Origin of the sequence: Pseudoalteromonas sp. A25, from assembly GCF_009176705.1 — a bacterium.
In the GTDB taxonomy this organism is placed as follows: domain Bacteria; phylum Pseudomonadota; class Gammaproteobacteria; order Enterobacterales; family Alteromonadaceae; genus Pseudoalteromonas.
On record NZ_AP021847.1, the window covers coordinates 493,447 to 508,162 of the forward strand.

The 14,716-nt window shown below is 41.8% G+C and carries 9 protein-coding genes; 1 reads left to right on the forward strand and 8 read right to left on the reverse strand.

What is annotated here, in order from left to right; translation table 11 throughout:
- Positions 1-18: 18 nt before the first annotated feature.
- From GDK41_RS18675 to GDK41_RS18690, 4 genes are all read right to left on the reverse strand, one after another.
- Complete coding sequence (locus GDK41_RS18675; RefSeq protein ID WP_152087984.1) at positions 19-3,144, reverse strand: glycosyl hydrolase family 18 protein; 3,126 nt, start codon at positions 3,142-3,144, stop codon at positions 19-21.
- Positions 3,145-3,721: 577 nt separating this feature from the next.
- Positions 3,722-4,681, reverse strand: a complete 960-nt coding sequence (locus tag GDK41_RS18680) for a sensor histidine kinase (protein ID WP_152087985.1) — start codon at positions 4,679-4,681, stop codon at positions 3,722-3,724.
- Positions 4,682-5,227, reverse strand: a complete 546-nt coding sequence (locus GDK41_RS18685) for a heme NO-binding domain-containing protein (protein ID WP_152087986.1) — start codon at positions 5,225-5,227, stop codon at positions 4,682-4,684. It lies immediately after the preceding gene.
- Between the two features lie 15 nt (positions 5,228-5,242).
- Positions 5,243-6,355: an HDOD domain-containing protein gene (locus tag GDK41_RS18690; RefSeq protein WP_152087987.1), complete on the reverse strand. Its 1,113-nt coding sequence runs from the start codon at positions 6,353-6,355 to the stop codon at positions 5,243-5,245.
- An 87-nt stretch (positions 6,356-6,442) separates the two neighbouring features.
- Here GDK41_RS18690 and GDK41_RS18695 point away from each other — a divergent pair, with 87 nt between their 5' ends.
- Positions 6,443-7,783: an HD domain-containing phosphohydrolase gene (locus tag GDK41_RS18695; protein ID WP_152087988.1), complete on the forward strand. Its 1,341-nt coding sequence runs from the start codon at positions 6,443-6,445 to the stop codon at positions 7,781-7,783.
- On the opposite strand, the gene GDK41_RS18700 is transcribed toward GDK41_RS18695, so the two are convergent.
- The 4 genes from GDK41_RS18700 to GDK41_RS18715 form a co-directional block, all read right to left on the reverse strand.
- Positions 7,746-10,922, reverse strand: a complete 3,177-nt coding sequence (locus tag GDK41_RS18700) for an efflux RND transporter permease subunit (protein ID WP_152087989.1) — start codon at positions 10,920-10,922, stop codon at positions 7,746-7,748. The two genes, GDK41_RS18695 and GDK41_RS18700, sit on opposite strands and share 38 nt — an antisense overlap.
- Complete coding sequence (locus tag GDK41_RS18705) at positions 10,919-12,256, reverse strand: efflux RND transporter periplasmic adaptor subunit (RefSeq protein WP_152087990.1); 1,338 nt, start codon at positions 12,254-12,256, stop codon at positions 10,919-10,921. The genes GDK41_RS18700 and GDK41_RS18705 overlap by 4 nt, the downstream gene beginning before the upstream one ends.
- A gap of 1 nt (position 12,257) precedes the next feature.
- Positions 12,258-12,908 carry a TetR/AcrR family transcriptional regulator gene (locus GDK41_RS18710; RefSeq protein WP_152087991.1) on the reverse strand — a complete coding sequence of 217 codons (651 nt, stop codon included), beginning with the start codon at positions 12,906-12,908 and terminating at the stop codon, positions 12,258-12,260.
- Between the two features lie 110 nt (positions 12,909-13,018).
- Complete coding sequence (locus GDK41_RS18715) at positions 13,019-14,569, reverse strand: methyl-accepting chemotaxis protein (RefSeq protein ID WP_152087992.1); 1,551 nt, start codon at positions 14,567-14,569, stop codon at positions 13,019-13,021.
- Positions 14,570-14,716 lie beyond the last annotated feature (147 nt).

Consider the following 14,716-nt stretch of genomic DNA (forward strand, 5'->3'; position numbering starts at 1 on the left):
CAAAGCTGCCCCCATCTTTTAAAGGCTACATACCTTTTGGTAATCACTACTGCCTTCAGGTGCTTTATTAGTCCACCATTTGGCTTTATAAACCGCTTGGCCTTGGCGTACTAAATCTCCACCAGACGCATGTGTGCCTCTTGGTAGCGTTGGATAAACAACGATGTCTTCTATAGGAGTTCCTTCACACTTTGTCACCGGGTCGCCACCATTACCATCACCTGGTTGAGCCTCTGGTAGCTTTGGATACTCAGATTTAAAGGCATATTGCTGTCCGTCTTTTTCAACAACAAAGTTGATTGGACCTGAGATAGGCATGTAATACATTACCTGAGCATTAACTGTTTCGCCTGGTGCAAATGACTTCGGTACGCTGCCCCACTCATTCACTAGCGTGATTGAGAAACGGTGGAACTCATTTTCAAATCCGCCGATATTATTACCCGCAGCATTTGAGCCATTTTCATCAACCGCCATTTTCAGCTTTTCAGTTGCATTCCAGTTTGATTTAAAAATAGCTGAGGTCGAAACCGGCACATCAAACGATATTTTCGCGCCAGTTAAATCAATCTGTGAGTTATTCTTAAATGAGAAGGTTGGGCTGATCGGATAGTTAGCATCTCCAGCAGGAAAATCTTTAGCTGTAAAGCTTACATCCACTGATTTTTCAGGTAATTGGAAGTTCACGTTACCCTGGTGCACATTATACTTAGAGCCATTTTGATTAAACTTGCTATAAGCAAGCGATGTCATACTCGAGCCCATAAAATACTCACCCTTCGCAGCATCGTAATCAAAGTCTCCGGCAAGCTCCCAGAACATGATCCCACCAAGGCCATTGTTGATGACATAATCGACTTTAGCCGCCATAGACTCTTCATCTTCAATTGAGATGAATACTTTTTTCTGGTCATTCCAAAGCCAAGGTGCAACAGCAACAGAGTCATAATGACGTGTGTAAGTACCGGTTAGCTTGTCTGTAGGGTCGTTTTCTGGATCAAGACCATAATCAGCAGCATAACTTGGCATTACCCCATCTTGCAGGTTTTTAGCATGCCAAAGCGGGTTAGAGCCGGCAGGCACTTCAAGCCCTACGTCATTTTTGTCATGCCATAAGTTATCAATACCAACAGCGCCGTTACCGCATTTGTTTTTATCACCCTTACCCGTACCTGGCGGACAATTTGCTTGGTCGGCAAATGCAGCCTGTCCCCAAAGACCATTTGTGCCACCTTGTACATTTTGGAAGCCGCGAGTGTAGTATGGAATACCAATATTGATACGACCTGCTGAGACCGAGCCTCTAAAATAGCGTACCGCCCAATCTGTATTTAAATAGCCAATCCCTTCAAACTCTTTTGTGCCATAAACATTCCACTGTTTGAGCTCTGAGTCTTCACCAGTATCAAATAACGACGCGTTGTGACCAACATGTGAGTTCCATGCACCGTGTAAGTCGTACGACATAATGTTTACATAATCGAGGTATTTAACTGATTGGAACGTTTCCATGCCGCGCAATAAATAACCTGAAGATGGAGATGCAATAGTTAGCATATAGTGCTGACCATCTGCCTCACCTGCTTTATCTAATTCTTCACGTAAACGCTTCATCAGCACTTGATATGACGCATTCAATCCAGCGCGGCGTGCATTTGAAATTGGGAAGTCATCTGGGTGACCTGAGTCATCCATTGAAGATGGATATTCGTAGTCAATGTCTACCCCATCAAAACCATATTTTTTAATAAACTCTACAGCACTTTTAGCAAATGCATCGATACCAGCGTGATTGACAGAGCCATCTGCGTTGGTGGTCATGGTATAAAAACCACCACTTTGAACACGTGTGCCATCAGGGCCAAAATAACCGCCCGTTTCAGCCCAACCACCGACAGAAATTAAGGTTTTAACATCTGGGTATTGTTTTTTGTATTTGTTAAGTAAGTTAAAATGCCCTTTGTAAGGTAAGCTCGGGTCAAGTTCAGCGCCTGCAACACCTGGCCATTCCATATTAGTGGCAGGGTTACCAGCTGCGTTGGGGTCACCAATCGATACTTTGTTATTTGCATCGACATGCGCAAATGCGTAGTTGATGTGAGTGATTTTATCCCAAGGGATATCATTAACCAAATAGCTCGGTTGTCCATTGGCACCATTGCGCCAACTAGTGAAGTAGCCAATAACACGACGAGGATGATCTGGGCCCATGAGTTCACGGCCATTTTGATCGTAAATAGTACAGTACGGAGTGTTTACGCCCGGTGTTTGATACAAACCTTCTGGTCTACAAGCATCTGCATCCGCACCTGGGTCTATAACATTGACCGATTTGCTGATCTGGCCCGTTGCTCCTTCATTGTCAGTAACTGTCAGAGTAAAGGTCACCTGACCAAGCGCTGTAGCCTGCCAAGTATGCTCTGTTGCGCCACCATTTGTAGCCACCACTTCAGTGCCGTTAACCGCAAAACTCAATTTGCTAATAGTTCCATCTTCATCAGTGCCAGATAAAGCAAACTTAACGCTGGAACCTACAACAAGTTCAGGAGGCATGTTCACAATATCAAGTACAGCAACAGGCGCTTTGTTAACCGGGGTATCACTTTTTACAATAACTTGATGGCTCAGCATACTTGACACTGCCCCCTCGTTATCAGTGGCTTTCACAGATATAGTATGTGTGCCTTCAACAGCCTGCCAAGAGGCTTCAAAATTATCATTTGTTCCTGACGTATCAGTTAGGAACAAAGAACCATTTACGTAAAAGTCAACTTTAGCCACACTACCATCTTCGTCAGTTGCATTTGCAACAATGGCAACGCTGTCATTTACGTTAAATTCAGAGCCATCAGCTGGATTCAACTGGTTGATTTTAGGCTCCTTATTTATGACAACGCTGTCACAAGCACCCAAATTCAACCATTCTTGCCATGGTCCAGAATGTGTTTCTGGTTCAGTTCTGTTCCACCATTTAGCTTCATAGGCAACATTGTTCTGCTGAACAACAGCACCCGCTGTTGATGTCATACCAGCGTTCCATTCAGGAACATCGGTACAGTCGTAAGCATGCGATTGCGCGCCCATTAATCCCAAAGTTAAGACGCTCAACTTGAGCGCCGACTTGAGTATTTTTTGTGAACTCATGATTATCTCCGACCTTTACATGTAACTTTTGTTTAACAAATTAACATTAAAGCTAACACATAAACGAAGGTCGTCAATCACGATTTGTTCAGTTTTCAACCTAGCCAACGGGAGGGATCTGGTAAAAATAATAATAATGTCGTATAAATTTATTTATATTACTAATGCTACTCCATCCCGTTCTTTTCAGTAATTACATGAACTGAATTCATGTAAAAGAAAACTCAAATTAAAAAAATAACATACAAAAACATAAAGTTGTGACAGTTTTTTTTCATATTGATTAGTTTATGTATTCTCGATTTACAAAAAAACTAATGGAAAACTGTGCAAATACACATATTCCTAAAAAGTATAAGTTGTCTTTTTTTGCTATAAATAATTATATGCTTTTAGCCTTTTACGTTAACGTAAACGTTACATTAAGACTAGCTTGATATGCTTTTTAGCTATAGAAACAGTAAAAACTTACACAAAAGGTATAAGTCAGTAGTAAAAAGTGGCATATTGTCAGTGTATCTAACAGCCCTGGCAATCTAAAAGAGGTAATCTAAAAGAGGCAAACTTCAAATACAATTTACAACTCGGGTATGTTTAATATTGGCAGTTCACACGTTATTTTACTCCCAATGCCAAGTGTACTTTCTATCACAATTTGCCCCTGATGCTCTTGTATAATTGAATAGACTATCGACATGCCCATGCCTGTCCCTTGCCCGACAGGTTTTGTGGTATAAAAAGGGTCAAAGATGTGCTTTATCGTTTCATCACTCATTCCACACCCATTGTCTGTAACACTTAAATAGATAGTTTTATGCTTACTATATAGCTCTACTATTATTTCGGCCCCTTGTACTTGCCCATCACATGCTTGTTTGGCATTGAGTAACAAGTTTACTATTACTTGGTTGAGCGTGGCCAAGTTACAATAGCTTTGAGGGAGCGGTTGGACATGACAGATTAAATGTGTATTTTTTAACTGGTTATGCAGCAATTTAAGCGCACTCTCTAAAGAGAGGGTGATATCGCTCATTGCTAACAAATTGTTTTTTGGCCTAGCAAAACTCAAGAGGTTTTTTACAATCGCACCAATCCTACGCAGCCCCTCTTGCGAATCATCTAACAGCTCGTCTATATCGGTCATTAAAAAGTCAAATGCCTGTTGTTTGTTTAAACGTTTAAGGGCCGTTAAAACATCTGTATTTGTGATTTTTCCGCCAATAAAATCATGACTAATACAAAGCAGCTCACTGAGTACAGGCTTGATATAGCTCAAGCTCTCTAAGTTACTCATGACATACGCCAAGGGGTTATTAATTTCGTGTGCCACTCCTGCAGATAAAGTGCCCAGAGTCGCCATTTTTTCCGTTTGCATTAGTACAGCTTGCTGGGTTTGCAATTGCTGGACCTTCTCCTCAAGCTCTTGATTAGATTCATAAAGTGCTCTTGTTTTTTCTTCCAACAATAACTCTAATTCATCCCTTGCTTGCTTTTCTCGAAGATATGCCCTGTAGTAATCCTCCGATAACTTAGCCATTTAGCCCTCCTCAAAAGTTAATAGCAAACGACAATGATCATATCCATCATGCATACATTGTTGATGCTCTATCTGCGTATTCACACCATAATGCGAACCAGCGCCGTATATTAATCCCTCTGCACAAAAGCATAATTTCCTACATGAGCTGTATTTCAATAAAATACACCCAGGTTTAATTAACTCGCTACTGATCAAGGGTAAGTTTGGCTCATGATAGAGTTTTGCAACTTCAGCATGTATAACAGAGTCAATACCCAATATAAGCGATTGAAAACCGCTGAACTGCTGTAACATACCGGCATGTTTCTCAGTTAAATAACCAAATAAATACTCTCCAAAGATACGTAAAACATCAACAAAGGGCTTCTCTAAAATATCTGCCACATCTTTGGCCATAGCAAACAGCTCTTCATCAGGATAACTTTGAGCACTGATATAGACTCTATCTTCTGGCGCATGCTTGTCTAATAACCCCTCCCATGCAGCCATGCCTTGGGTCTCAATAACTAATGCTTCTAACCCTCTAAATACAACCCCCTTCATAACAACCTCTCCTAACTAATAGTTTATATACCACTGCTCTACCTTTTGTAATTCATCGCATGCACTGACTATTGAAACGAGATGAGTAGACATATCAAATGCGTTGTTAAGTGTTAACTGCTCCACCAACGCGTGTATAACAACTATAGACATGCTAGGCTCAATAGGGAGCTGATGAACTAACTGAGCTCTGACAATATCTTGCTCATACCCCCATAAGGCGAGTAAATATGCCGCGATATCGTAACAAGAGACGCTAGCAGCCAAGCGCTCATCGTTAAAAACACACACTTTAGTTAGCACGCCAATAGCACTCAATAAGCAACATGCAAATACCTTCTGCTGCACAAGCAAATCTAGTCCCAAGCAACCACTCAATGATTGCCCCATAAGTGCTTTGGTAAAGGCTGCATCCATAATCGCTTCTATTTCGGATTGCTTGGTTTGATTAATAAACATGTTTGATATTTCATAGCATGTCACTATGGCGGTAAAAGCAATTAGGCCAATGCGATTGATGGCCTCTTTTACATCCTGTGTTGTACTTTGATACCCCATAAATGCTGAATTAGCGATTTGCAATAACTTACCAACCAGTAGTGGATCATGATTAACCAATTTGGCAAGCTCAGTGGCATTTGCAGCGCCATTATTTAACTTTTCTAGCAGCTCAGATACATTCGAATTTAAACAAGGCAAACCTGACAACTGTCCAAGCTTAACCCTAGCCGCTTCATTTAATGGCAAGCTTTTAATCGTTAATGCACTGTCTATCACCTGCAATAAATGGCTACGAGTAAACGGCTTAGCCAAATGAAAGTGAATGGTATTGTCAATTTGCCACTTGCACTCTTGTTGCAAATTATCACTAAACAAGCATCGAACCGCCCTTGGGCATATCATTCTGGCTGAGTTTAATAACTCATGACCGCACGCACCGTGCAAAAGCTCCTCACAGAAAATAATATCTGGTTCACCCTGCTCTAGAACACACGTTTCAAAATCTTCTGGATGTTGCACAGAAATAATCACTGTGTTGTCGTAAAACTGGCTCAATGAGCGTGACAATGCTCTAAGGACAAGCTCATCATCATCTACCAATAATATATTGAGAACCAGCTCTTCCATGTTCTTGAGCCCCTTAATAAAGTTGTATATATAGACAGCTTAGTCTAAATTTAATCACATACACATTTTTGTAATGCACTGTTTTTTATGCAAGATATCGAATCGTTCAAGGACCAATCTCAGCATCCCGCCAAAGTACTTTGTGTTGACGATGACGCGAGCGTATTACGCTCACTCTCTCGTCTACTCAAGCACAATAAAATAGATGTGGTTACGTTAACATGTGCACAAGAAGCGCTTAGCGAATTAAAAACTAAAGAGTTTGAAGTGGTGATTAGCGATATGCGTATGCCAAAAATGGATGGCATTGAGTTTTTAAGCCAAGTCAAAGAGCTCGCCCCTGATACGCAACGTATTCTACTTACAGGTTATGCGGATATAGACAGCACTATTAGCGCGATTAATCAGGCAAAAATTCATGCATTCTTGAATAAGCCATGGGAAAATGAGCATTTGGTACATGTAATCACTCAAGCTTCAGAGAAGTATCGCCTCAAAAAACACAATGAACAGCTACAAGCACATATCGTTGAGCAAAATAAGCAACTAAACAACCTCAATCACTCGCTTGAACAACTGGTAGAGAAACGAACAAAGCAAATACGACAAGTTTTAAAACAACTCGAGACATCCCATAAACATGAACAAAATGAGCACAAGGCGACGGTAGAGTTGTTATATAACTTTATCAACGCCAACCCCTATCTAGATGGGAAGCTAGCCAGTAAAATAGCCAGAACATGTCGCTTAGTAGCCAAACACATGCAGCTAGCAAACAAACAAGTTCAAACGGCTGGTATGGCAGGCTTTTTAGCTCAGGTTGGTCTACTTGCAATGGACCCTGCTCTTTATAAGGTACCGACCAATCAACTTACAGATCAACAAAAGAAATTGTTTTACACTCACCCTGCCACAGCACAGTTAATGCTTATGCCAGCGCAACACCTCAACGATGTAACAGAGGCGATTTACCACCAGTTTGAAAAATACAATGGAGAGGGCATACCTAAAGGCCTAGCAAAAGATCAGATCCCTATGTGTGCACAGATACTGGCAGTAGCCAGAGATTATTGGCAATACATTAATAACAATCATAAAACCGATGCTGATAAACACGCCGATGCCCTATCACATATAAAAGCGTTTAATGAGCACCTTTATCATCCCAAAGTGGTCAGGGCACTTGAAAAATGTGCTAGCCAATTACAAAAAAAACCTGATCACGCGGGCTCAATGCAAATCATTACCAGCGAGCAGCTTATACCGGGTATGATCTTGGGTTTGGCAGTGCATAACCACCAAGGTATTATGCTACTGCCTAAAGGCCATATTTTCACAGCGGTATCGATTGCTAAGCTAAAACAACTTGAACTACAAAAACCCACGCCATTTAGGCTAATGGTGACCCCTCCTGCAAGTGATGCTTAGCTGTAAGGTTAAAGTCTTCTAAAAGAACATAGATTGCTGGCAATACAAACACTATCAACAAAGTAGATATCGCCATACCAAACACTAGGCTGACAACTAAAGGCTGCACTACTTGTGCCTGCAAGCTCGTTTCAAGCAATAACGGTAATGTTCCAGCTATAGTTGTTGCTGAGGTGATAAAAATCGCTCTAAACCTCGCTTTTGCCGCCAAAACAGCCGCTTGTTCAAGCTCAACACCGTCACTTTCATGCTCTTTTATAAACGCTACGAGCAAAATAGAGTCGTTAACAACAATACCAGCCAACGAAATAAACCCTATCATGCTTGGCATCGACAGGTCATAACCCAAAATAAAGTGCCCCCAGACAACACCAATTAGGGCAAGTGGTATCGCTAACATCACCATAACGGGCTCAAAGTAACTGCGAAATTGAAAGCTCAAAATAATGAATACACCAATTAACCCAAGTAAAAACATCCCTGCCATTGACTTACCGGTTTGTGAACCCGTTTTTATTTCTCCTTCATAACTTACACGTAAAGTTTGGTCGGCTTTGAGCAACGGTGAAATACTGTGTTTTTTAAGTTGTGCCATTACTTCATTTGTATTTGTTACTAATGGATCTACGTCCGCAGTAATGGTCACCGTACGTTGGCCATCGACTCGATTAATACGCGTAACATCTTGCTCTAACGTTAACTGGGCAATGCTCGCCAGCGGTACTTGCAAGCCAGAATTAAGCGTAATTGGAAAGTTGTGTAAACTATCTAGCGAGCGTTTGTCGTTATCTAAAAGGCGAACGTACAACTCTATACTGTTGTCATTACGTTGCACTTCACCCGCTACTTGCCCAAATAGCGCGCTGCGAAGTTGATTAGCCACCGCTTGACCATCTACCCCTTGCGCCAAACTACCGGGCTGCAGGCTTACCTGCCAACGCTGTTTACCATAGCGTAAGTCATCCATAATATTAGATACCCCGGCATATTGATTAAGCTCTTGTTTTATCTGGGCCGCTGCGCCCATTAAGGTTTTGAGTTGCTCGGCATGTATGCGGATCTCAATTGCTCTTCCAGCAGGACCCAAAACAGGCTCTTTGAAAGAAATAGCTTGAATGTCAGCTATGTCTCCCGCTTGCTTTTGCCAATGACTAACCAATTGGGCTAAACGGGTATTGCGCTGTTGAGCGGTCAGTAGGTCCACCCTGACTGTAGCCAAATGCTCACCTTGCTCATAAGCGTCTGAATTTTGATTGTACTCAACCGTAACATGTTGCACTAACTTGCTACTTTCTTGTTCAGACAACCTCTGATTTACTCGCTCGAGCGCATCAACATACCTTTCTACTATACCCATAGTTTGCATAAGTGGCGTGCTTGGCGGCATCAATAACCGCATTTCTATTGTGTCTCCTTCTAGCTGCGGAAAGGCCTTAAATTTAACAACCCCTCCAGCCATCAAAGAAACCGACACCAAAAAAAGTAAAAGTGTGGCACCAATAAACTGATAGCGATACTGCACACACCAATGCACAGCGTTGACCAACGTAGTCTCTCTAAAGCGCTCAAATGACGTTGTAAATTGCGTTTTAAGTTTCCAAACTAGGCTTAAAAAATACTGTGCAGAGTTGCTTTTTGAGCTTTCAAACGCTTTTTCATGCTGATTATTATTGCCACTATTACTTGTGTGTAATGAATGAATAAGATGATTTGGCAATATAAAAAATGCTTCTATTACACTGACGAAAATGGTGGCTATCAGTACAAGGGGAATATCTTTGAGTACCTTACCTATATCACCACTGATAAACGCCAAACCAATAAACACCACAATCGTGGTTAAAAATGAAGAAAATACACCAGGTCCAACTTGCAACACCCCTTTAATCGCATCTGCATCAATATCTTCCCCTTGCTCCACTTTGGCTGCAATACTTTCGGCAATGACAATGGCATCATCCATCAAGATCCCTATCGACATTAACAACGCAACCATTGAGATCATGTTGATACTGACCCCCATTAACATCATCAACGCAAATGCCCCTAAAAAAGACACTGGCAAGCCCATCGATACCCAAAAAGAGTAACGAAAAGAGAAAAACAGATACATAACTAACAGTACAAGAACAAAACCTTGCCAACCGTTGTTTAACAACATAGCTAGCCTATCTTCGATGATCTGTGCCGTATTTTGCGTTAAGGTAAGAGACACGCCCTTTGGCGCTTGCACGCGTTGTTGCTCAACAAATTGGGTCACCACATCCACCAGCGCTATCGCGTCTTGGCTTTTGGTCTTTTTGATATCGAGTAAAGCCACACGTTTGCCATCAAACAACACTTGCTCTTCATCTAACTCAAAGCCTTCTGACAAATAAGCGATATCCTTGAGGTAAATTTGTTCACCATTGCTCAAACTTTTGATCACCAAAAACTGTAAGCTTTTAGCTGTCACCTTTTGCTGATCAAAACTTACCAGCATAGTTTGACCACCATTACTTATCTCCCCAGCTGGCAGCTTTACATTTTGCCTTTGCAGCAATGCCACAACATCAGCGGCAGAGAGACCGTATTCCCGCAGTTTAAACAACGACAGTTCTATTTTGATTTGCTGATCAGAAAACCCTTGTATGTCTACAATATCAACGCCGGGCTGGCGCTTGAGTTTGTTCTTTATACTTTGTGCATACAGTTTAAGCTCATGAATAGGCAGATCTGCAGCAATTGCCAATGATATAAGATGCTGGTCGCGGCCAAGCTCGCGAACAATCGGAGACTCAATTTGCTTTGGGAAATTATCAATTGCATCAATTTGAGTTTTTACATCACTCAGCAGCATTTCAATACTAAAGCCGTGCTGAGCTTCGATGGTCAAGTTCGCTACTCCTTCCCTAGATTCGCAACTAAGAGCTTTTATGCCATCTAAACCATCTACCGCTTCCTCCATCACAATACATAACGCTTGCTCCACTTGTGTGGAACTCGCTCCAGGATAAATAACGCTGACCAATACTTTATCACTGCTAAATTCAGGAAACGTTTCTCGCTTTAACTGTGGTAATGCACTTAATCCTGCAATACAGATAATAAGCATTAACAAATTTGCAGCGGTAGGGTGGCGAGCAAAAAATGCAATCATGGCACTTCCTCCACCACATTGACATGCATCCCCTCAATTGTTGGCAGAAGCTGTGTCACTAAAACCTTATCGCCGATACTAACAGTACCCACAAGCTGACTATCCAGTGCTGCAAACTGTGCGGTGCTAAAAAGCACTTTTACTGGCTTTTTTAGCAACTTTTGTTCTTTGACAATAAATACGGTGTTTTCATGAATAGCCGACAGAGGCACACTTAAATAAGGCTGCGCCGAACTCGACATCTGCACTTCAAGAAACATATTCTCAAGGAGCGGCGGATGATTAATGGGGTCAAAGTTAAGCCATTGGTTTTTTGTTTCCAAGGTTACTTGCAAGCTATTACTATGCTGCGCACTTTGCATTAAACGTGTCACTTTTGCAGGCCACTGCAAAGCGCTATTTGCGCCACTGTTAATCGAGTAATAATGCAAAGATGCGTGCAAATCTAATGCAGCCACATTGGGAAAGTCTTGCGTTTGATTATCTTTATTTTGTGCAAACCAAACTTGACTTAACAGTTGTCTTGCCTGCGACATATTAAATTGTGCATTGACCTTCATCACCCCCAAATGACTTGCTTCTAATAACGCTTCTCGGGTATTCACCGCTTGTTGAAGTTCAACATTAACTTGTGTGATCCGACTATCTCTTGGCAATCTAAGTACTGTTTTATCGAGCAAGTTTTGCGCCTCTTGCATACGAGCTTTTTGAGCTGATACGCTGGCTTTAGCAAGTGCCAAGTCAGAGGGAATTAAATTCAAACTAGTTTGCAGCTCTAACACCTTTTGCTGCTGAGAAAATAACTGGCTTTGTTGTTGCTCAACCGCTGATTGAGAAACCGAACCGCGCTTTAGCAGCCCTGTTAACCTTGTTAGCTCCTGTTGTAATAGTGCCAAACGCTCAGATTCCAAAGCCAAAGATTGCTTAAGTTTTTGCTTATTAAACGCGATCATATCAACCCGCTCTTGCGCAGCACTTAAATCATATTTGGCCTGTGCCAATTTCAATTCATAATCAACGGGGTCAATTTTAAGCAGTATAGTATCAGCCTTCAAAATCGCTCCGACTTCTAAATCTGGGTGTTTATATATAACCCTGCCTGATACTTCAGATACGGCATGCCAAACCTGTTTTGCCTGAGCTCGTCCATAGCCCACGATACTGTATTGTAGCGCTCGCTCAGTAGCTTTAGCGACGGCAACATTAGGTATATGCAATGCATTGTCGTGTTGTTTTGGTGCAGGCTTTAGTTTTACAAAAGCAATTAAAACCATTACGCCCACTAAGGGTAATACAAGCAGCCAGTATTTTTGGTTTAATTTGAATCGACTCATGTTAAAGCCTTTCATTAGTGTTAAATAACCCAGATGTCATCAACAGGGTGTTATGTTGTATTAACGACTCTAAAAAGGACTCGTCATATTCAACCCCTTCCATCTTGAACATCAGCTCTCTCATGTACCATGGGTAAATCAGTAATCCCATTAAGGAGAGTCGAAACAACACCGGATCAACGTTTTCTTTGATTAAACCTTTACTTGCAAAATACAAATACACACCGTCAATCACTTTTAAGTGGGAACTGCCTATTTGCTCTAAAAAAAACTCCCGGCACACGCCTTGATTTAAAATCACTTCTTTTAACATCAGCAAGGGAAACTCTGGAGATAACGCCATCACCTTAGTAAAGCTGCGAAATACATCACTGATTGAGGCAAATTCGTTACCAGCAAGGTGCGTTTTGATGTTGCTCATCACCTGCCCTGTTACCTCTAATATCATGGCTTTGTATAAACCCAGCTTGTTACCAAAGTAATACTTGATCAGCGCAGAGTTTACCCCCGCAGCATCACTCAATTCACGAATACTGACTTTGTCATAAGGCTTTTTGGTGAATTTATGTCGAGCGGCTTGGATAAGCGCAGCTCTTGCTTGTTCATTATCTTTGACAGGTCTGCCAAGCTTTTTACTAGAGGAAGGGGACATACTACGGGGTCGCTATTATTTAATCGATTGGTTAAATAATAGCGACCCTGCACTAATAAGCGAGGTAAATAATTAATCAAAAAGCATGTTTTGATTAACCATTAAAATTGTTAACGTCTAAAGCGAACAACCAGCTCGTACATATCACTGGCAACATCGCTCAATTGTGCACTCACCTGTTTAACGGTATCGGCACTATCCAAGCTGTCATGTGCAAGGCCAGCAATATTAACAATTTGCTGATTAATATCGTCAGACACGGCCGCTTGCTCTTCTACCGAGGTAGCAATTTGCATCGACATATCGTGAATTTGACGCACAGCTTGCTGAATTTGCATCAGCATATCAGTACTTTGCGCTAACTGATCTATCCCTGATACCGACTCTTGCTCACCTTGCTGGGCAATACTCACCGCATGTTGTGTGCTATCACTGAGTTCACTAATAATGGTATGTATTTCTTTGGTTGACTGCTGAGTTCGTTGTGCCAAATGACGCACTTCATCAGCCACAACCGCAAAGCCTCTGCCTTGTTCGCCGGCTCTTGCAGCCTCAATTGCGGCATTTAAAGCAAGTAAATTGGTTTGCTCTGCTATCTGCTCAATCATTTGCGCAGCATCTGCAATTCGTGTGGTTTGCTTTGAAACGCCCAAAACAGAATCGCGAATTTGCAATACGGTTTCACCCAAAGATTCAATTGCATGCTTGGTTAAATCCGCAATACGCGCATTTTCATCTGCCATTAACAGCGCACTCTGAGCATGCTCAGCACTGACTTGAACGTTGCCCGACACATCATTAATTGTGGTGCTCATTTCGTTCATCGCAGTGGCCACTTGCTCGGTTTCTAGCTGTTGCTTTTGTAAATGCTTATAGCTGTCACCCGCTCTTTCTAGCGCTTGACGAGCACCTGATGTTACTTCTTTAGCTGAATGTTCTATGCGCGTGATCACGGTATCTAAGTGTGCTTGTTCACTTAACATGCGTACCTGAATGCTTGCCATTTTGCCATCCCAAGTTGAGTACACTTGCTTGGCCACATCATCACAAAAACTATGCTCTAAACTATGCTCTAAGCGCTTGAGCTGTTCACTATCTCGCCAAAGGTTATAACCACAAATACTCATACTATTGAGTACTACCCAAAAGAATGCTGCATTTTCAGCGCCACTAAACCACAGTGCAACTCCAACAATAACCATAAGTAATGGCCAAAGCACTCTGAGTTTGGGCCATTTAAACTGACTATTTTTGTTATTCATTAAGCTAGCATATAGGGCTTGCGCTCTAGCCACGGTCTCTTTATCTGGACAACGACGAACCGATTCATAACCCACAATCTTACCGTTTTCAGTCACAGGGGTAACATACGCATCTACCCAATAAAAATCGCCATTTTTGCAGCGATTTTTAACAATACCCATCCAAGGCTTACCTGCTTTTAGCTGAGCCCACATGGTTGCGAATGCTTCAGGTGGCATATCAGGGTGGCGAACGATATTATGTGGTTGGCCTATCAGCTCTTCTCTTGTGAAGCCACTTATGGCAACAAAGTGGTCGTTACAATCAACAATTCTTCCTTGCAGATCAGTTATTGATACCAATTTAACGTGAGGTGCAAACTGCTTTTCACGTTGTGTTACGGGTTGATTGAGTCGCATACACCCTCTTTAAGTACTTTAAATTTATGCGGTTTTCGCACGATGTTTGAAAATGGGGCCAAAGGTACTGCGTCACTGGTTAGCATGCAAATAGAATCGTTTAAAAATCACATAAAATCGCAAAACACGCTTAAATTTACCCAAAAC